Origin of the sequence: Mizugakiibacter sediminis (genome assembly GCF_000953855.2) — a bacterium.
GTDB lineage: Bacteria > Pseudomonadota > Gammaproteobacteria > Xanthomonadales > Rhodanobacteraceae > Mizugakiibacter > Mizugakiibacter sediminis.
Genome location: NZ_DF970138.1, coordinates 1 through 18,532 on the forward strand (window position 1 = coordinate 1; position 18,532 = coordinate 18,532).

General features: G+C 73.6%; 23 protein-coding genes. 6 read left to right on the forward strand and 17 right to left on the reverse strand.

The features are described 5' to 3' along the window. The 13 genes from MBSD_RS01035 to MBSD_RS01095 all read right to left on the reverse strand — a co-directional run. A partial coding sequence (locus tag MBSD_RS01035; RefSeq protein WP_187300525.1) for a glycosyltransferase family 39 protein occupies positions 1 to 609 on the reverse strand: 609 nt, incomplete at its 3' end. Between the two features lie 75 nt (positions 610 to 684). Then, positions 685 to 1,626, reverse strand: a complete 942-nt coding sequence (holB, locus tag MBSD_RS01040; RefSeq protein ID WP_062534240.1) for a DNA polymerase III subunit delta' — start codon at positions 1,624 to 1,626, stop codon at positions 685 to 687. After that, the gene (gene tmk / locus MBSD_RS01045; RefSeq protein ID WP_062534243.1) at positions 1,623 to 2,255 is read right to left on the reverse strand and encodes a dTMP kinase; all 633 of its coding nucleotides are present in this window, start codon (positions 2,253 to 2,255) and stop codon (positions 1,623 to 1,625) included. Before tmk ends, holB begins: the two co-directional genes overlap by 4 nt. Next, positions 2,252 to 3,328 (reverse strand): endolytic transglycosylase MltG, encoded by a 1,077-nt coding sequence (mltG, locus tag MBSD_RS01050; protein WP_082306404.1) that lies wholly within the window; start codon positions 3,326 to 3,328, stop codon positions 2,252 to 2,254. Before mltG ends, tmk begins: the two co-directional genes overlap by 4 nt. Continuing rightward, positions 3,289 to 4,116 (reverse strand): aminodeoxychorismate lyase, encoded by an 828-nt coding sequence (gene pabC, locus MBSD_RS01055; protein ID WP_062534245.1) that lies wholly within the window; start codon positions 4,114 to 4,116, stop codon positions 3,289 to 3,291. The genes mltG and pabC overlap by 40 nt, the downstream gene beginning before the upstream one ends. Next, the gene (locus MBSD_RS01060; protein WP_237071713.1) at positions 4,113 to 5,480 is read right to left on the reverse strand and encodes an aminodeoxychorismate synthase component I; all 1,368 of its coding nucleotides are present in this window, start codon (positions 5,478 to 5,480) and stop codon (positions 4,113 to 4,115) included. Before MBSD_RS01060 ends, pabC begins: the two co-directional genes overlap by 4 nt. A gap of 17 nt (positions 5,481 to 5,497) precedes the next feature. Further along, complete coding sequence (gene fabF / locus MBSD_RS01065) at positions 5,498 to 6,736, reverse strand: beta-ketoacyl-ACP synthase II (RefSeq protein WP_062534249.1); 1,239 nt, start codon at positions 6,734 to 6,736, stop codon at positions 5,498 to 5,500. A 155-nt stretch (positions 6,737 to 6,891) separates the two neighbouring features. Continuing rightward, positions 6,892 to 7,131: an acyl carrier protein gene (gene acpP / locus MBSD_RS01070; RefSeq protein WP_062534251.1), complete on the reverse strand. Its 240-nt coding sequence runs from the start codon at positions 7,129 to 7,131 to the stop codon at positions 6,892 to 6,894. Positions 7,132 to 7,296: 165 nt separating this feature from the next. After that, positions 7,297 to 8,040: a 3-oxoacyl-ACP reductase FabG gene (gene fabG, locus MBSD_RS01075; protein ID WP_062534253.1), complete on the reverse strand. Its 744-nt coding sequence runs from the start codon at positions 8,038 to 8,040 to the stop codon at positions 7,297 to 7,299. A 70-nt stretch (positions 8,041 to 8,110) separates the two neighbouring features. Further along, a complete protein-coding gene (fabD, locus tag MBSD_RS01080) occupies positions 8,111 to 9,052 on the reverse strand; it encodes an ACP S-malonyltransferase (protein WP_062534255.1) in 942 nt (313 codons plus the stop codon). Between the two features lie 51 nt (positions 9,053 to 9,103). Continuing rightward, on the reverse strand, positions 9,104 to 10,075 hold the full coding sequence (locus tag MBSD_RS01085) for a beta-ketoacyl-ACP synthase III (RefSeq protein ID WP_187300526.1): 972 nt from the start codon (positions 10,073 to 10,075) through the stop codon (positions 9,104 to 9,106). A gap of 128 nt (positions 10,076 to 10,203) precedes the next feature. Further along, positions 10,204 to 10,398: a 50S ribosomal protein L32 gene (gene rpmF / locus MBSD_RS01090; RefSeq protein ID WP_062534259.1), complete on the reverse strand. Its 195-nt coding sequence runs from the start codon at positions 10,396 to 10,398 to the stop codon at positions 10,204 to 10,206. Positions 10,399 to 10,421: 23 nt separating this feature from the next. Further along, positions 10,422 to 10,934, reverse strand: a complete 513-nt coding sequence (locus tag MBSD_RS01095) for a YceD family protein (RefSeq protein ID WP_062534261.1) — start codon at positions 10,932 to 10,934, stop codon at positions 10,422 to 10,424. Between the two features lie 106 nt (positions 10,935 to 11,040). On the opposite strand from MBSD_RS01095, the gene MBSD_RS01100 reads away from it, so the two are divergent. From MBSD_RS01100 to MBSD_RS01125, 6 genes are all read left to right on the forward strand, one after another. Further along, positions 11,041 to 11,496, forward strand: coding sequence for a hypothetical protein (locus tag MBSD_RS01100; RefSeq protein ID WP_062534263.1), 456 nt, complete (start codon positions 11,041 to 11,043; stop codon positions 11,494 to 11,496). After that, the gene (locus tag MBSD_RS01105; RefSeq protein WP_062534265.1) at positions 11,493 to 12,083 is read left to right on the forward strand and encodes a Maf family protein; all 591 of its coding nucleotides are present in this window, start codon (positions 11,493 to 11,495) and stop codon (positions 12,081 to 12,083) included. Before MBSD_RS01100 ends, MBSD_RS01105 begins: the two co-directional genes overlap by 4 nt. 91 nt (positions 12,084 to 12,174) lie before the next feature. Then, complete coding sequence (locus MBSD_RS01110; protein ID WP_062534267.1) at positions 12,175 to 13,116, forward strand: AAA family ATPase; 942 nt, start codon at positions 12,175 to 12,177, stop codon at positions 13,114 to 13,116. A 1-nt stretch (position 13,117) separates the two neighbouring features. After that, a complete protein-coding gene (locus tag MBSD_RS01115; protein ID WP_114693176.1) occupies positions 13,118 to 14,092 on the forward strand; it encodes a DUF58 domain-containing protein in 975 nt (324 codons plus the stop codon). Next, positions 14,089 to 16,083, forward strand: coding sequence for a transglutaminase TgpA family protein (locus MBSD_RS01120; protein WP_062534268.1), 1,995 nt, complete (start codon positions 14,089 to 14,091; stop codon positions 16,081 to 16,083). The genes MBSD_RS01115 and MBSD_RS01120 overlap by 4 nt, the downstream gene beginning before the upstream one ends. A gap of 67 nt (positions 16,084 to 16,150) precedes the next feature. After that, entirely contained in the window at positions 16,151 to 16,720 is a 570-nt protein-coding gene (locus MBSD_RS01125; protein ID WP_336603245.1) for a Slp family lipoprotein, read from the forward strand. Between the two features lie 54 nt (positions 16,721 to 16,774). On the opposite strand, the gene MBSD_RS01130 is transcribed toward MBSD_RS01125, so the two are convergent. The 4 genes from MBSD_RS01130 to MBSD_RS01145 form a co-directional block, all read right to left on the reverse strand. Next, a complete protein-coding gene (locus tag MBSD_RS01130; protein ID WP_062534273.1) occupies positions 16,775 to 17,119 on the reverse strand; it encodes a histidine triad nucleotide-binding protein in 345 nt (114 codons plus the stop codon). A gap of 17 nt (positions 17,120 to 17,136) precedes the next feature. Then, the gene (gene recR / locus MBSD_RS01135; RefSeq protein WP_062534275.1) at positions 17,137 to 17,739 is read right to left on the reverse strand and encodes a recombination mediator RecR; all 603 of its coding nucleotides are present in this window, start codon (positions 17,737 to 17,739) and stop codon (positions 17,137 to 17,139) included. A gap of 1 nt (position 17,740) precedes the next feature. Beyond that, on the reverse strand, positions 17,741 to 18,064 hold the full coding sequence (locus tag MBSD_RS01140; protein WP_062534277.1) for a YbaB/EbfC family nucleoid-associated protein: 324 nt from the start codon (positions 18,062 to 18,064) through the stop codon (positions 17,741 to 17,743). A gap of 10 nt (positions 18,065 to 18,074) precedes the next feature. Further along, positions 18,075 to 18,532, reverse strand: a 458-nt coding sequence (locus MBSD_RS01145; RefSeq protein ID WP_272898327.1) for a DNA polymerase III subunit gamma/tau C-terminal domain-containing protein, incomplete at its 5' end; no start/stop codon positions are given.

Sequence of the window (18,532 nt, forward strand, 5' to 3'; positions counted from 1 at the left end):
CGCCCACGTCACCGCCGCGGCGACGCCCGCGCAGCCCAGCAGCAGCAAGGTCTTCTGCGACACCGACAAGGCGGCGCCGGCGAGCAGGCCGGCGGCGAATCCGCGCCAGGCACGCGGCGGGCCGGCCAGCGCCACGGCCAGCGCCGCCAGCCACAACGCCATCCACAGATCGTCGGTGCGGAACTGACCGGAAACCAGGAAAAAGCTTGGATACAGAGCGACCAGCAGGCTCGCCGCGCGCGCCACGCCCTCGCCGTACAGCGCGCGCGCCAGCCGCCAGGTCGACGCCAGCGCCAGCAGATACCACGCCAGCATCGACGCCCGCATCCACGCGAGCGCGTCGGCGCGCTCGCCGAGCAGCCGCAGCAGCGGCGCATGCAGCAGGCCGAACAGCGGCCCGTGGTTGTCGAACACGTCGCGATACGGCAGCAGGCCCCGGGCCCAGGCCCAGGCCACGTGCAGGTGCTGCGGCTCGTCGGAATTGAATGGATAGCTGCGCAGGTAGAGCAGACGCAGCGCGATCAGCGCGATCGGCGCGAGCCAGGCGAGCGCGAGCGGCGGGCGCGCGCGCGGCGGCCGCTCGACGGGCCGCGGATGCGTGGGAAGCATGGTTCGGAGGCGGTTGGACAGGCGGCCAGCCTACCCGCCTTCGCTTGCCGCGACCTTGCACGGCCGCGCCGGACGTCAACGCCAGGCTGCCAGCAGCTCGATCAGCGCGAGATCCGCGCGCAGCGGGCCGCGCAGCAGTTCGCGCGTGCGGTTGGCGTGCGCGAACCAGGCGTTCAGCGCGTCGGCATCGGCGGCGGCGAGCCCGAGCGGACCGCGTTCGCCGCGCGCCTGCGCGCGCGCCTCGTCGGCGGCCAGCGCCGCGGCGAACCACAGGCGGTCGACCGGCGCGTCCTCCGCCCAGCGGCGGGCCAGCGCCAGCATGTCCGCGCGTCCCTGCGCCAGCGCGGCGAGATCGCGCGCCACCTCGTCGCGGCGCGCCAGCGCGCCGTCGCGGGCGAACGCCAGCGCCAGGCCGGGATTGCCGCCGGCGGCGTCCAGCGCGGCCTGCGCGTCGGCGAGGCCCTGCGCGCGCAGCCAGGCCAGCGCTTCCTCGCGCGAAGGCAGGCGGAAATCGACGCGCTGGCAGCGCGAGCGGATCGTCGCCGGCAACCGCCACGGCGCGTCGGCGACCAGCACGATCAGCGTCGCCGGCGTCGGCTCCTCCAGCGTCTTCAGCAGCGCGTTGGCCGCGGCGGCATTCAGCGCGTCGGCGGGATCGATGCCGGCCACCTGCCAGCCGCCGAACTGGCTGGCCATCGCCAGGCGCTGGCCGAGTTCGCGGATCTGGTCGACCACGATCTCGCTGCGCAGGCCCTTGCCGTCGGCGCGCTCGGCCAGCGTCACCGCGATGCGGTCGGGATGGCTGCCGGCGGCCAGCAGCGCGCAGGCGCGGCACCGCCCGCAGGCCTCGCCGTCGGCCGGCTGCTGGCACAGGCGCGCGCGCACGAAGCGCTCGAGGAAATCGCGCTTGCCCAGCCCGGCCGGCCCGGCCAGCAGCAGCGCGTGCGGCAGCGCGCCGCGCTCGGCGCGCTGGCGCAGGATCGACCAGGGTTCGGCGTGCCAGGCGGGCGCGGTCATCGTGCCTGCGCTTGCAACAGCGGCGCCAGCGCGGCTACCGCATCGGCCAGCACGCGCTCCGGCGGCTGCGCGGCGTCGAGCACGCGGAAGCGCCGCGGGAACGCGGCGGCGCGCGCGCGGTAGGCGGCGCGCACGCGTTCGAAGAACGGGTCTTCCTCGCTTTCGATGCGGTCGGCGTCGCCGCGTCCGGCGGCGCGCGCGCGGCCGTCGCCGACCGGCAGGTCGAGCAGCAGCGTCAGGTCCGGCTGCAGGTCCTCGGCCGCCCAACGCTCCAGCTCGCGGATGCGCGTCTCCGGCTGGCCGCGGCCGCCGCCCTGGTAGGCGTAGCTGGCGTCGGTGAAGCGGTCGCACAGCACCCAGCGGCCCGCCGCCAGCGCGGGCCGGATCACCTCGCGCACCAGCTGCGCGCGCGCGGCGAACATCAGCAGCAGTTCCGCCTCGGCGCAGACGCCGCGCAACGCGGGATCGAGCACCAGCGCGCGCACCGCCTCGCCGAGCGGCGTGCCGCCCGGCTCGCGCGTCAGCAGCAGGTCGACGCCATGCGCTTCGAAATGGTCGCGCAGGCCGGCCAGCAGCGTGCTCTTGCCGGCGCCCTCGCCCCCTTCGAGGGTGATGAATCTTCCGCTCACCGCTTCCTTCCGAGCTGGTAGCGCGCCACCGCGCGGTTGTGTTCCTCGAGCGTCGCCGAGAACTGGTGCGTGCCGTCGCCGCGGGCGACGAAGTACAACGCGTCGCCGGGCGCGGGATGCAGCACCGCCGCGATCGCCGCCTTGCCGGGCAGCGCGATCGGCGTCGGCGGCAGGCCGGCGCGGGTGTAGGTGTTGTAGGGCGTGTCGGCCTCGAGGTCGCGCTTGCGCAGGTTGCCGTCGTATTCGCTGCCGAGGCCGTAGATCACCGCGGGATCGGTCTGCAGGCGCATGCCGAGCTTCAGCCGCCGCTCGAACACGCCGGCGATCTCGGCGCGCTCCTCGCCGCGCCCGGTCTCCTTCTCGACGATGGAGGCCAGCACCAGCGCCTGGTACGGCGTCTCGAGCGGCACCGCCGGATCGCGCTGCGCCCACTGCACGGCGAGGTACTTCTGCATCGCCTCGTGGGCGCGGCGCAAGACGTCGAGATCGCTGTCGCCCTTCACGTAGGCGTAGGTCTCGGGCAGGAAGCGGCCCTCGGGCGCTTCGCCGGGAAAACCGAGGCGACGCATCACTTCGTCGTCGCCGAGGTCGGCGGTCGCGTGTTCGAGCTTGTCGGCACGGCGCAGCTCGTCGCGCAACTGGCGGAACGTCCAGCCTTCGACGATGGTCAGGCGATGCTGCAGCACGCGCCCGGCCGCCATGCGTTCCAGCAGCGTGCGCGGCGTGAGGCCGGGATCGAGCGCGTACTCGCCGGCGTGCAGATGGCCGGCGACGCCCATGCGCGCCGCCAGTGCGCGCCAGTACCAGGCCGGAGCCGCGCTGACCTCTTGCGCGCGCAGCGCCTGCACGATGTCCTTCAGGGTCATGCCGCGCGCGACCTCGACGGTCCGGCCCTGCGCGCCGATCGCCAGCGGCGCATCGGCGAAGCGCGACCAGTCCGCCCACAGCCAGACGCCGGCGGCGCAGGCGCCGAGCAGCACCAGCGCCACCGACAGGCGCGTCAGCAGGCTGCCGCGGTCGCCGCGCCGACGCGTCACGCCGCGCCCGCCTCGATCAGGCCGAGCGCGCGCCATGCGCGCTGCAAGCCGCGGGCGAATCCGCCCGGCGCGAGTTCGCGCCCGGGCAGCGCGCGCACCGGCAGGATGCCGCGCACGCTGGAGGTGAGGAAGATCTCGTCGGCCTGCATCAGTTCCTCCACCGCGATGTCGCGCACTTCCGCGTCGGCATGGCGGGCCAGCACCTCCGCGCGCGCCACGCCGGCGACGCCGCAGCGCGTCAGCGCCGGCGTCGCCAGCCGGCCGCCGCGCGCGACGAACAGATTGGCCGCGGTGGCGCACACCACCCGCCCGTCCGCGTCCAGCAGCAAACCTTCTGCGACGTCCGCGTCGTCCCATTCGGCGCGCGCCAGCACCTGCTCGAGGCGATTGAGGTGCTTCAGGCCCGCCAGCCGCGGCTGCGCCGCCAGGCGCAGTTCGCAGAAGCGTACCCGGATTCCGCGCGCGTACCAATCGACGGGCACGGCCGGCGCTGCGGAACCGTTCACGATCCGCGTCGACCGCGACGGCCGCGGCGGCGCGTAGCCGCGCGCACCGACGCCGCGCGTGACGCTGATACGCGCCACCGCGCGCTCGAGGCCGCCCGTCACTTCGACCACTTCGCGCCACAGCGCATCGGCCGACGGCATTGGCAAGCCGAGTCGTGCGCAGCCTTCGGCAAGGCGCGCCATGTGCCGCGGCCACAGCGGCGCGTGTCCGCGCACCACCAGCACGGTCTCGAACAGGCCGTCGCCATACAGCAGGCCGCGATCCAGCGCGGAGACGCGCTCGCTGTCGACGCCGTCGACGCGCGTGCGCGACGTCATCCCGCCGCCCCCAGCGCGCGCAGCAGGCCGCGCGCCTTGTGCCGCGTTTCCTCCAGCTCGCGCGCGGCGTCGGAGTCGGCGACGATGCCGGCGCCGGCGCGCAGGCGCGCGCGCCCGCCGCGCAACAGCACGCTGCGGATCAGGATGTTGAGGTCGAGGTCGCCGCGGCGGTCGAGATAGCCGAGCGCGCCGGTGTAGGAGCCGCGGCCGACGCCCTCCAGCTCGGCGATGATCTCCATGCAGCGCACCTTGGGGCAGCCGGTGATGGTGCCGCCGGGAAACGTCGCCGCGATCACTTCGCCGGGCGTGGTGCCGGCGCGCAGCGTGCCGCGCACGTTGGAGACGATGTGGTGCACGTGCGCGTAGCTCTCCACCGTCATCAGCTCGTCGACGCGCACCGAGCCCGGCACGCAGACGCGGCCGAGGTCGTTGCGCTCGAGGTCGATCAGCATCACGTGCTCGGCGCGCTCCTTGGGATGGCCGACCAGCTCGCGCACGCGCGCCGCGTCGTCGTCGCCGGCGAAGCGCGGTCGCGTGCCGGCGATCGGCCGCGTCTGCACGGCGTCGCCGCGCACCTCGACCAGGCGTTCCGGCGAGGAGCTGGCGACCGCCCAGTCCCGCCATTGCAGCAGTCCGGCGAACGGCGCCGGGTTGGCGCGGCGCAGCGCGGCGTGCAGCGCGGCCGGCGCCGGCGTTGCGGCGAAACGCGCGCGCCATTCGCGCGACAGGTTGACCTGGAAGGTGTCGCCGGCGCGCAGGTAGCGATGGATGCGCGCGGCGCCGTCGAGGAAACGCGCGGGCGCGTCTTCCTCGATGGTCGCGGCGGGCAACGCCGGTATCGCGTGCGCGGCCGCGGCGGCGAGGTCGGCTTCGAGCGCGTCCAGCAGCGCGGCCTGGCCCGCCTCCGCGACCAGCACGGTGCGTTCGCGTGCATGGTCGACGATCGCCGCCGCCGGGCAGCGCAGCGCCAGCGCGGTCGGCACGCCCGCCTCCGGCGCGGCCGGCAGGCGCAGGCGCGGCTCGATCTCGCCGGCCAGTTCGTAGCCGAGATAGAGCACCCAGCCGCCGGCGAAGGGCAGCGCGGCGTCTCCCTCTTCCGCCGGGCGGGGGGAGCGGTCGTGTTCCGCGCGCCACGCCCGGTCGAGCGCCTCGAGGAAGCGCGTGCCGAGCGCGCGATCCGCGCCGTCGCGCACGACGCCGTCGGCATCGAGGCGCAGCGCCGCCCGCGGAAACGCGAACAGGATGTCCCAGCGCGCCTGCGCGGTGCCGCGCGCGGCGCTTTCCAGCAGGCAGGGATAGCGTTGCGGAAACGCCGCGGCCGGCGCGAGCAGGTCGCGCCGGCCGGGCAGGATACGCGCGATCACGCCCACGCGGGCCGCGGTCAGATGCGGCGGAACACCAGCGTGCCGTTGGTGCCGCCGAAGCCGAAGCCGTTGGAGACGGCCACCGAGATGCGCTTCTCGCGCGCCACGTTCGGCACGTAGTCGAGATCGCAGCCCTCGCCGACGCTGTCGAGGTTGATGGTCGGCGGAATCACGCCATGGTGCAGCGCGAGGATGGTGAAGATCGCCTCGGCGCCGCCGGCCGCGCCCAGCATGTGGCCGGTCATCGACTTGGTGGAGCTGACCATGGTCTTGTAGGCGTGCTCGCCGAGCGCACGCTTCAGCGCCAGCGTTTCCGCCACGTCGCCGAGCGGCGTCGAAGTGCCGTGCGCGTTGACGTAGTCGACCTGGTCGGCGTTGAGGCCGGCGTCGCGCAGCGCCGCCGTCATGCAGCGCGCCGGGCCCTCGCCGGTTTCGCTGGGCGCGGTCATGTGGAAGGCGTCGCTGCTGGCGCCGCTGCCGGCCAGTTCGCAGTAGATGCGCGCGCCGCGCTTCTTCGCGGCCTCGTACTCCTCCAGCACCAGGATGCCGGCGCCGTCGGCGAGCACGAAGCCGTCGCGGTCGCGGTCCCACGGCCGGCTGGCGCGCGTCGGGTCGTCGTTGCGCGTCGACATCGCCTTCATGCTGCAGAAGCCGCCGATCGCGGTCGGCACGGTCGCGTACTCGGCGCCGCCGGCGATCATCGCGTCGGCGTCGCCGTACTGGATCAGGCGCATCGCCATGCCGATGCTGTGGTTCGAGGTGGCGCAGGCCGACACCGCGGAGAAGTTCGGGCCCTTGATGCCGGTCATGATCGAGATCTGGCCGGACACCATGTTGATGATGGTCGACGGCACGTAGAACGGCGAGATCTTGCGCGGACCGCCTTCGTGCCACGCCACCGTGGTCTTCTCGATGCCGGCGATGCCGCCGATGCCCGAGCCGATCAGCGCGCCGACGCGCTCGGCGTTGTCCTCGCGCACCTCCAGCCCGGCGTCGCGCATCGCCATCATCGCGGCGGCCACGCCGTAGTGGATGAAGGTGTCCATCTTCTTGACGTCCTTCGGCGCGATGTACGCCGTCGGATCGAAGTCGCGCACCTCGCCCGCGATGCGGGTCGGAAACGCGCTGGCGTCGAAGTTGGTGATCGGGCCGATGCCGCTCTTGCCGGCAGTGATGTTCGCCCAGGCGGTCGGCACGTCGTTGCCGACCGGCGAGACGATGCCGAGTCCGGTCACTACTACGCGTCGCTTGCTCATGGCTCGTATCCGTCGTGATGCGCGGCGACCATACGCCGACGCAGGTTACGGGTCCGCAAAACGAAAGCTGCGCCAGGTGGCGCAGCTTTCGGGGTCCCGCTCGAGGCACATCCACCTTTGTCCGCGGCGCCGCGCGGCGCCGCCGGAGGTGCGCGTCAGGCCTTGACGTGGGCCTTGATGTAGTCGACCGCCTGCTGCACGGTCGTGATCTTCTCGGCCTCTTCGTCCGGGATTTCGCACTCGAACTCCTCCTCGAGCGCCATCACCAGTTCGACGGTGTCCAGCGAATCCGCGCCGAGGTCGTCCACGAACGAAGCGGTCGGGGTTACCTCGTCTTCCTTCACGCCAAGCTGTTCGACGACGATCTTCTTGACACGCTCTTCGATGGTGCTCATTGTGCGGGTACCTCCCAGGTAAAAGCCGGCGCATTGTAGTGGAGAAGCCGCGGGCCCGCCACCGGCCGGCCGGGCCCGCGGGCGCGGCCGTGCCGCGCCTCGATGACTATCCGGCGCGCGTCCCGCGCGACGTTGCGGACCGCCAGCGCCCCGGCGCCAGGCGGCTCAGGGCATGTACATGCCGCCGTTGACGTGCAGCGTCTCGCCGGTGATGTAGGAAGCCGCCGGCGAGGCGAGGAAGGCCACCGCGCGCGCGATGTCGGCGGGCTCGCCGAGACGGCCCAGCGCGATCTGCCCTTCCAGCGCCTTGCGCTGCTCTTCGGAGAGCGCGCGCGTCATGTCGGTGTCGATGAAGCCGGGCGCCACCACGTTGACGGTGATGCCGCGCGAGCCGATCTCGCGCGCCAGCGATTTCGAGAAGGCGATGATGCCGGCCTTGGCCGCGGCGTAGTTGGTCTGGCCCGGATTGCCGGTGACGCCGACCACCGACGCGATGTTGACGATGCGGCCCTTGCGCGCCTTCATCATCGTGCGCAGCACCGCCTTCGAGGTGCGATAGACCGAGGTCAGGTTGGTGTCGAGGATGGCGTTCCAGTCCTCGTCCTTCATGCGCATCAGCAACTGGTCGCGCGTGATGCCGGCGTTGTTGACCAGGATGGTCAGGCCGCCGCGCTCCTTGACGATGGCATCGATCAGCGCCTCGACCGCGGCGCCGTCGGTCACGTTCAGCACGCGGCCGGCGCCGCCGTGCGGCTTCAGGCGCGCGTCGATCGCCGCCGCACCGGCCTCGCTGGTGGCGGTGCCGATCACGACGGCGCCCTGCGCCGCCAGTTCGTCGGCGATGGCCGCGCCGATGCCGCGGCTGGCGCCGGTGACCAGCGCGATTTCGCCTTCAAGGGGCTTGCTCATGCGTGGGGGTTCCTTCAGCAACGGGACTCGGGACAAGCTCGATCGGATGTCGCCCTGGGCAAGCGGGACGTCAGGCCCACTCCGCCAGCGCGGCGTCGAGGTCGGCCGGGGTGCCGAGCGCGCGGCCTTCGATGGCCTTGTCGATGCGCTTGACCAGGCCGGTCAGCACCTTGCCCGGTCCGCACTCGGCGACGCGCGTGACGCCGGCCGCGGCCAGCGCCCGCACGCACTCGGTCCAGCGCACCGGCAGGTAGAGCTGGCGCTGCAGCGCGGCGCGGATGTCGTCGAGCGCCGCATGGGCCTTCGCCTCGGCGTTCTGCACCACCGGAATCTTCGGCGCCGACCAGGCGAGCGCGGCCATGCGCGCGCCGAGCGCGTCCGCGGCTTCGCGCATCAGCGCGCAGTGCGAGGGCACCGACACCGCGAGCTTCACCGCCTTCTTGACGCCCAGCTCGGCGAGGCGCGCCAGCGCGCGGTCCACCGCCTCGGCGTGGCCGGCGATCACCAGCTGGCCCGGCGAGTTGTAGTTGGCCGGCGAGACCACCTGACCCTGCGCGACCTCCTCGCAGACCTGGGCGATCTGCGCGTCGTCGCCGCCGAGGATCGCGGCCATCGCGCCGACGCCGGCCGGCACCGCCGCCTGCATCAGCCGGCCGCGCTCGGCGACCAGGCCGGCGGCATCGTGCAGCGACAGCGCCTCCGCGCACACCAGCGCGGTGTACTCGCCGAGGCTGTGGCCGGCCAGGCGCGCCGGCAGCGCGCCGCCGCGCTTGCGCCACACGCGCCACACCGCCACGCCGGCGGCGAGCAGCGCGGGTTGCGTGTGCTCGGTGCGGTTGAGCGCTTCCTCCGGGCCCTGCTGCGACAGCGCCCACAGGTCGACGCCGGCCCCTTGCGAGGCCTCGTCGAAGGTCTGCTTCACTTCGGGATGGGCCGCGGCCAGTTCGGCGAGCATGCCGACCGACTGCGAGCCCTGGCCCGGGAACACGAAGGCGAGTTGCGCTTGCGTCATGCGTGGACGTTCCTCTCCCCTGCGCGCGGCATGCGCCGCGCACGTCGTCGATCAGTAGCGGATCAGCGCCGAGGCCCAGGTGAAGCCGCCGCCGAAGGCCTCCAGCAGCAGGGTCTGGCCGCGCTGCACCTTGCCCGAGCGCACCGCCTCGTCCAGCGCCAGCGGCACGGAACCCGACGAGGTGTTGCCGTGGCGGTCGACGGTGACGATCACGCGCTCCATCGGCAGGCCGAGGCGCTTGGCGGTGGCTTCGATGATGCGCAGGTTGGCCTGGTGCGGGATCAGCCAGTCGACCTGCGATTCGTGCATGCCGGCGGCTTCCAGCGTCTCGCCGACGATGCGGTCGAGCGTCTTCACCGCGACCTTGAACACCTCGTTGCCGGTCATCAGCACGCGCACGCCGGCGTTCTTCTCGTCCAGCTGGAAGCCCGCGGAGACGCCCACCGGGTTGTACAGCAGGTGCTTGTAACCGCCGTCGGCGTGCAGCTTGGTGGTGAGGATGCCGGGCTCGTCCGCGGCTTCCAGCACCACCGCGCCGGCGCCGTCGCCGAACAGCACGCAGGTGGAGCGGTCCGACCAGTCGAGCATGCGCGTGAGCGTCTCCGCGCCGACCACCAGCACGCGCCGGGCCTGGCCGCTGCGGATGAAGGCGTTGCCGACGCCGAGCGCGTAGAGAAAGCCCGAGCAGGCGGCGTTGACGTCCAGCGCCGCGCAGCCGTTGGCGCCGAGGCGGTGCTGCAGCAGGCAGGCGGTGGAAGGAAAGATCAGGTCCGGCGTGGTCGTGCCGAGCACGATCATGTCGAGCTCGGCGGCCTTCACCCCTGCGGCGTCCAGTGCATGGGTGGCCGCATAGAAGGCCAGGTCGCCGGTGGTCTCGCCGTCGGCGGCCATGCGCCGCTCGCGGATGCCGGTGCGCGTGCGGATCCACTCGTCGCTGGTCTCGACCAGCTTCTCGAGGTCGGCGTTGGTGACGACCCGCTCCGGCAGATAGCTGCCGGTACCGATGATGCGTGCGTGTTTCAGGGCGAGACCCTCGTCTCTGCGCCGCGCCAGGCGGCCGACCCATCCGCGGGCGTACGGCCCGGGACCCCAAACGCAAAGCGGCGCGTTGACCGCGCCGCTTCACCGCGTGCAGCGTGGCTGCTGCGCGCTCAGTCCTCGTCGACCACCGCGGCGGCCGTGTCGATCACCTTGCGGCCGCGGTAGTAGCCGTCCTTGGTGACGTGGTGACGGCGGTGGATCTCGCCGCTGGTCGGGTCGGTGGCGAGCTGGACCGCCTTCAGCGCATCGTGCGAACGGCGCATGCCGCGGCGCGACGGCGTCTTGCGGGATTTCTGGACGGCCATGGTCGTATCTCCAACAGAAAGCGTCAGGTTTTCTTCAATGCTCGCAGCGCCGCGAACGGATGCTCCCGCGCCGGCTCCTGCTCTGCCGCCGGCGCGGTGCTCCACGCCTCGGGCGGCCCCTCCGTGCCCGGCTTGGTCGGCACCAGCGGCAGCGCGAGGATCAGTTCGTCCTCGATCACCGCGGCGAGGCTCAACGCCTCGGAGCCGACCAGCAGCGGCTCGTATCCCGGCGGCAGCGCCGCCTCGTCGCGCTCGTCGGCCAGCAGCCCCAGCCGCGTGTCGATGCGCACCGGCTGCTCGAAGGTCTCGAGCGTCCGCTGGCAGGTGAGCGGCAGCGCCGCCTCGACACGCACGGCGAGAAAGGGCACGCCGAGCTCGTCCGTACCGAATTCCAAGTCGTACGCCGCCGAACCCTCGACGCTGGCGAGACTGGGGGCCAGGCGCTCGAGTTCGGCGAGCGGAAGCGATCCGTGGAACGTGCGCCGCGCCGTGACCATGCGCCAGGCGTCCACGGTCTCGGGCAGAGGCGCGTACATAGCCGGGCGATGGTAGGTGCTGCACTGCGCAAAGTCAACCGCGGCGCGGGTTTACCCGGGCCGTACGCTCCGGCAGACTGTCGCCGATGCAAGGGAATCCAGCGACGTGAAGTTCGATGTCACCCTGGCCGGCCTGGGGCTGGCCGTGGTCGCCGCGCTGTTCGCGGCGATCGCGGTGCTGCGCAGCCGCCGCGCCCGTCGCCGCGAAGATGCGCTGCGGCGCCTGCTCGACGACGCCGACCGGCTCGAACAGGAACTGAAGGAGTGCCGCGCCCGCCTCGATCGCGCGCACGCCAGCGTCACCGTGATGCCCGGCCTGCCGGCGCCGCAGCGCGCCGAGGCGCACGCCGCCGTCGACGCCGCGCTGCGCGAGCTGCTGGCGCACCGCCTGTGGATCCGCGACCGCGCTCCCGCCGCCAGCCAGGCCGAGCTGAACCGCGCGGTGGCGGCGCTGGCGCAGGCGCGCGCGCAGGTGCAGCGCCACCTGATCGCGCTCGGCACCGCGCAGCACGAGCTGGACGACGCCATGCGCGAGCACCTCGGCCAGGAGCCGTCGGCATGAGCGCGCCGCGCATCGTGCTGGCCTCGACCTCGCGCTATCGCGCCGAACTGCTGCGGCGCGTGCTGCCGCGGTTCGAGCAGCAGGCGCCCGGCGTCGACGAGACCGCCCTGCCCGGCGAGACGCCGCAGGCCTGCGCGACGCGTCTCGCCGCCGCCAAGGCGCGCGCGGTGGCGGCGCGCTGTCCGCAGGCGCTGGTGATCGGCTCCGACCAGGTCGCCGAACTGGACGGCGCGATGCTCGGCAAGCCCGGCAGCGCGGCCAACGCGCGCGCCCAGCTCGCCGCCTGCGCCGGCCGCGAAGTGCGCTTCCACACCGCGCTGTGCGTGGTCGACACGCGCGGCGCGGCGCTGCGCGACTGCTCCGCGCTCGACCTCACCCGCGTGCATTTCCGCGTGCTCGACGCCGCGGAGATCGACCGCTACGTCGCCCGCGAGCAGCCACTGGACGCCGCCGGCAGCTTCAAGTCGGAAGGCCTCGGCATCGCCCTGTTCGAGCGCATCGACAGCGAGGATCCCACCGCGCTGATCGGCCTGCCGCTGATCGCGCTGTGCCGGCTGCTGCGCAAGGCCGGCCTCGCGCTGCCCTGACGGCGCGCCGTCGCGCCGCGAAACGGCACACGCCGCGATCGCCGCGGCTGCGGTACGCTCGACGCATCGCCCCTTCGAGACCCTGCACCTCATGGCCGATCCCGTCCGCGCGCGCGAAGACGCGCTGCGCCAACGCCTCGACGCCGCGCTGGCGCAGGTCAACGGCATCCTGCTCGGCAAGCAGCGCCAGGTGAAGCTGGCCTTCGCCTGCCTGATCGCCGGCGGCCATCTGCTGCTGGAGGACGTGCCGGGCGTCGGCAAGACCACGCTGGCGCACGCGCTGGCGGCCACCTTCGACCTCGGCTTCCAGCGCATCCAGTTCACCAGCGACCTGCTGCCGTCCGACATCATCGGCGTCAGCGTGTTCGAGCGCGAAGCCGGCAGCTTCCGCTTCCACCCCGGACCGATCTTCGCCCAATTGCTGCTGGCCGACGAGATCAACCGCGCCACGCCGAAGACGCAGAGCGCGCTGCTGGAGGCGATGGCCGAATACCAGGTGACGGTGGACGGCCAGACGCATCCGCTGCCGCAGCCGTTCTTCGTGGTGGCGACGCAGAACCCGCTCGACCTCGCCGGCACCTTCCCGCTGCCGGACTCGCAGCTCGACCGCTTCATGCTGCGCCTGTCGCTGGACTATCCCGGCGCCGAGGCCGAGCGCGCGCTGCTCACCGGCGACGACCGCCGCGACCTGATCGTGCGCCTGAAGCCCTGCCTCGCCGCCGCCGACGCCGACGCGCTGCGCCAGCAGGCGCGCGCGGTGCTGGCCAGCCCGGCGCTGATCGACTACCTGCAGGCGCTGCTCGCCGCCAGCCGCCGCCACGCCGACATCCACGTCGGCCTGTCGCCGCGCGCGGGCATCGCGCTGCTCGCCGCGGCGCGCGCCTGGGCGCTACTGAGCGGCCGCAGCTACGTGATCCCGGAAGACCTGCAGGCGCTGTTCGTGCCGGTGGCGGCGCATCGCCTGATCCCCGGCAAGGGCGCCAGCCGCGAGGCGCTGGCGCGCGCGCTGCTGGCCGAGGTGCCGGTGGGCTGAGATGGCCGCCACCGCGCTGCGCTCGCTGCTGTCGCAGGCCTATGCGCGTGCCGAGCGGCGCCTGCCGGCGCTGACGCGGCTGAAGGCGCCGGAACCGCTGCCGATCGCGCTGCACCGGCGGCGCATCTACATCGTGCCGACGCGCTTCGGGCTCGGCTTCGGCGCGATCCTGGCGACGATGCTGCTGGGCGCGTTGAACTACACCAACAACGCCGCCCTGCTGCTGACCTGCCTGCTCGCCGCCGCCGCGTTCAACAGCATGCTGCTGGCGTTCCGCGCGCTGGACGGGCTGTCGCTGCGGACGGTGCGGCCGGGCCACGCCTTCGCCGGCGAGGCGCTGCCGGTCGATCTCGGCTTCGCCGCCGGCGGCCGCGCGCGGGCCGGACTGCGCATCGACGCCGCCGGCGCGGCGCCATGCTTCGCGATCGAGGCGAACGCGGAAACCGACGTGCGCATCGAGCTGCCGACGGACACGCGCGGCCCGCTGCCGCTGCCGCGCCTGCGCGTCTCCACCACCTGGCCGTTCGGCCTGTTCCGCGCCTGGAGCTGGCTCAGCCCGGACACCCGCGCCCTGGTGTATCCGCGCCCGGAAGCGCACGGTCCCGCCGCGCCCGGCGCCGACAGCGACGGCGAACGCGTGCAGGGCGGCGCGGCCGGCGACGCGCTGGCCGGCCTGCGCGAGTACCGCGCCGGCGATCCGCTGAAGCTGGTGGCGTGGAAGGCCAGTGCGCGCCACGCCGGCCTGCTGGTCAAGGAATTCGAGCGTCCGCGCGACCGCGACGAGCGCCGCCTCGACTGGCACGCGATCCGCGGCCTGTCGCACGAGGCGCGCATCGCGCGGCTGACGCGCTGGGTGATCGAGGCGCACGCGGCGAACGCGCGCTGGACGCTGGTGCTGCCCGCGGAGACGCTGGGCCCGGACGCCGGCGTCGGCCACTACCACCGCTGTCTCGCGGCGCTGGCGCTGCTGCCATGACCCCGCGCCCCGCCGACGCGCGGCTGTCGACGAGCATCGACGCGCAGCGTCCGCTGGACCGCCGCGCCTTCGACCTGCTCTGCCTCGGCGTCGCCGCGGTGCTGGCGCTGCATCTGCCGCGCCTGCCGCCCAGGCTCGGCCTCGTGCTGGCCGCCGTGCTCGCCGTGCGCTGGGCGCAGCGGCGCTGGCGCGGCGGGCGCGTCTCCCTGCTGCTCAAGCTGCCGCTGGTGGCGGCGTTGCCGCTGGCGATCCTCGCCGCCTACGGCTCGCCGTTCGGGCGCGCGCCGGGCGCGGCGCTGGCCGTCGGCATGCTGGTGCTGAAACTGCTGGAGAGCGAACGCGCGCGCGACGCCGCCAGCGCCGTCGCCTTCGGCAGTTTCGTGGCGATGAGCGCGCTGCTGTTCGGCCAGTCGCTGCCGATGACCGTGCTGGTGGCGCTGGCGCTGCTGCCGCTGCTGGCGGCGCTGCAGGCGCTGCAACCGGCCGCGGCGGTGCCGCCATTCGCGCGCGCCTTCGCGCGCCCCGCGCTGTTGCTGGCGCTGTCGCTGCCGCTGGCGCTGGTCGCGTTCCTGTTCGTGCCGCGGCTGTCCTCGCCGCTGTGGGGCGCGCCCGGCGCGGAGCAGGCGCGCACCGGCATCAGCCCGCGCATGGCGCCGGGCGATTTCGTCGACCTGCTGACCGACGACCGCCCCGCGCTGCGCGTCGCCTTCGACGGCGCGCCGCCGCCGCCCGGTCAGCGCTATTTCCGCGGCCTGGTGATGTGGCATTTCGACGGCCGCGCCTGGGCCGCCACGTCCACCGCGCCGTCGTCGCAGCCCGAAGCCCTGCATCCGCAGGCGCCGCTCTACAGCTACGAGGTGACGTTGGAGCCGACCGGGCGGCACTGGCTGTTCGCGCTGGACACGCCGCTGGCCGCGCCCGCCGACGCGCTCATGAGCGCCGCGCGCGAGCTGGCGCGCTCGCGCCCGATCGACGCCGTGCTGCACTACCGCGTCACGTCCGCCCCGCGGCGCGCGCTGGCGCCGGCGCTGGACGACGCCGAACGCCGGCGCGGCCTGCAGCTGCCGCCCGGTTTCGATCCGCGCGCCCGCGCGCTGGCCGCGACATGGCGGCAGCGTCACGGCGACGACGCGCGCGCGATCGCCGGCGCGGCGCTCTCGCTGTTCCACGACGGCGGCTTCAGCTACAACCTGGCCGCGCCGCCGCTGGGACGCGACAGCGTCGACGACTTCCTGTTCGGCACCCGGGAAGGCTTCTGCGAGCACTACGCCTCCGCGTTCGTGTTCCTGATGCGCGCCGCCGGCATTCCGGCGCGCGTCGTCGCCGGCTACCAGGGCGGCTACTGGAACGCGCTGGGCGGCTACCTGCTGGTGCGCCAGTCGGATGCACACGCCTGGGCCGAGGTGTGGCTGCCGGGACAGGGCTGGACGCGCTACGACCCCACCGCGGCGGTGCGTCCGGAACGCGTCACGCTGGGCGCGGCCGCCGCGGCCGCCGGCCAGGGCGCGTGGTACCAGGCCGACTGGCTGCAGGCGGCGCGCAACCGCTGGGACATCGTCAACCGCCTGTGGGACCGCGCCGTCATCGGCTTCGACAGCCTGCGCCAGCGCGGCCTGCTGACGCCGTTCGGCGTCGAACGCGCCGACTGGGGCGCGCTGGCCGCGGCGCTGGCGGCCATGAGCGCGCTGGTGCTGGCGCTCAGCCTGCTGCTGGTGCTGGCGCGGCGCGAGCGGCGCGACCCGCTGGCCGCGGCGCAGGCGCGGCTGGAACGCCGGCTGGCGCGTGCGGGCGTGGCGCGGCGGCCGTCGGAAGGGCCGCTGCACTACTTCCGGCGCGCGACGCGCGCGCTGCCGCAGCATCGCGACGAGCTGCATGCGCTGGGCGACGCCTACCTGGCCTTGCGCTACGCTTGCGCGGCGCCGGCGCCTGAACCGTTGCGCAATTATTTGATCCAGGTGCGTCGTTTCCGCCCCCGTCGCATGGTCCAATGAGGGTGCGACGAAGCGGCACACCGCGCCGTCCCCCAAGATCGAACCGCCATGCCCAAGGAGTCTGGCCATGTGGAAGCCGATCGCCCTTGCCGCAGCCGTCCTCGCCCTGGGCGCCTGCGCGACCATTCCCCAACCGCTCGCCGGCGATTATCCGGCGACCACGCCGAACACCGCGCACGGCGCCGGCGCCGAAGGCACGCGCGTGCGCTGGGGCGGCGAAATCATCCTGACCGAGCCGGAGCAGCAGCGGACCTGCTTCTACGTGCTCTCGCACGAGCTCGACAAGCAGGCGCGTCCGAAGGCGGGTGGCGCCAGCACCGGCCGCTTCGTCGCCTGCAAGGACGGCTTCTACGAGCCCGAAGAGTTCGCCAAGGGCCGCGAGATCACCGTCACCGGCACCGTGCACGGCACGATCACGCGCAAGGTGGGCGACTACGACTACACCTATCCGCGCGTCGATGCCGACACGGTCTACCTGTGGGCGAAGCGGCCGCGCTACGTGTACGTCAACGACCCCTTCTACTACGACCCGTTCTGGGGCCCGTGGGGGCCGTGGAACCCGTGGTACGGCCCGTACTGGGCGCCGCCGCCGCGGGTGATCGTGGTGCCGGAGAATCCGCCGCCGAAGAAGAACTGAGCCGGTGACCCACGGCGGCGAGCACGCCCGCTCCTGCCGGGCCGCAGGGACGCGCTAACCGGGCGGCCAATGCATCGCGCGCCCGGCCAGCAGGTGCACGTGCAGGTGATAGACGGTCTGGCCGCTGTCGCGGTTGGTGTTGATCACGCAGCGGTACCCCTGTTCGGCGAAGCCCTGCTGGCGCGCGTAGGCCGCCGCGGCCAGCAGCAACTGGCCGAGCAGCGCGGCGTCGTTCGGCCCGGCCGCGTCCAGCGTGGCGATCGGCCGCTTGGGGATGAACAGCACGTGCACCGGCGCCTGCGGGTTAAGGTCGCGGAACGCCAGCACGGCGTCGTCCTCGTAGACGATGTCGGCGGGAATCTCGCGGCGCACGATCTTGCCGAAGATGGTGTCGGCCATGGCCTCTCCTCGTCGCTTCAGTCCAGCGCCTGGCGTCCGCCGAAGGCGTGCGCCAGCGTGCTGCGGTCGATGAATTCCAGCTCGCCGCCCAACGGCACGCCGTGCGCCAGGCGGGTGGCGCGCACGCCGGCATCGCGCGCCAGTTGCGCGAGATAGTGCGCGGTCGCCTCGCCCTCCACGGTGGGGTTGGTGGCGACGATCAGCTCCTGCACCTCGCCCTCGGCGAGGCGCCGGCGCAGCAGGTCCATGCCCAGTTCGTCGGGACCGAGGCCGTCCAGCGGCGACAACCGCCCGAGCAGCACGAAGTACAGGCCGCGATAGCCGGTGGCCTGCTCGATCGCGGCAAGATCGGACGGCGACTCCACCACGCACAGCACGTGGCGGTCGCGCGCCGCGCCGGCGCACAGCGCGCACACCGGTTCCTCGCTGAAGGTGCGGCACTGCCGGCAGTGGCCGATGCGTTCCATCGCCGCGGTCAGCGCCGCGGCCAGACGGCGGCCGCCGTCGCGGTCGCGCTCCAGCAGATGGAAGGCCATGCGCTGCGCGCTCTTCGCGCCGACGCCCGGCAGGCAGCGCAGCGCGTCGATCAGCTCGGCGAGGACTTTCGAAGCGGTCGACACGTCAGAACGGCAGTTTGAAACCGGCCGGCAGGTTGAGGCCCGCGGCCATGCCGCCGAGCATGCGCTGGCTCGCCTCGGCGACCTTGTTGACGGCATCGTTGACGGCGGCGGCGACCAGGTCCTCGGCCATCTCCGGATCGTCGGCGAACAGCTTGCGGTCGATGCTGACGCGGCGCACCTCGTGCCTGCCGCTCATCGTCACGCTGACCAGTCCGCCGCCGGCGCTGCCGGTGACTTCCAGGCGACCCAGCTCTTCCTGCGCGCGCTTCATTTCTTCCTGCATGCGCTGCGCCTGCTGCATCAGTTGTCCGAGTTGTCCACGCATGTTCGGTTCCTCAGGAATCCAGGGGCCGCACGCTCTGCGGCAGCACGCGCGCGTCCAGTTCGCGCTTGAGCGCCTGCACCACGGGGTCGTCGTTCAGCGCCTGCTCGGCGGCGGCGAACTCGGCCGAGCGCGCGCGTTCGGCGCGCTCGGCGGGCGTGTCGGCGACGTCGTTCGCGGCGACCAGGCGCACGCGGATCGTGCGGCCCAGCGCCGCGCCGAGGCGTTGCTCGAGCTGGGCGAGCATGCTGCCGGCGGCGAAATGCTCGTGCTCGGGGCGCAGCGCCAGCGTCATCACCTCGCCGTCGAGACTCTTCAGCACGGCGTGGCGGGCCAGCGCGCCCAGCGGCCCGCCAAGGCCGGCGGCGGCGATCAGCGCGTCCCAGTCGGGCAGGCCGTCCGCGGCCAGCGCGACCGCCGCCGGCGCGGACCGCGCGGGCGCTGCCGGCGGCGGCGCCGCGGCGCGCTCGC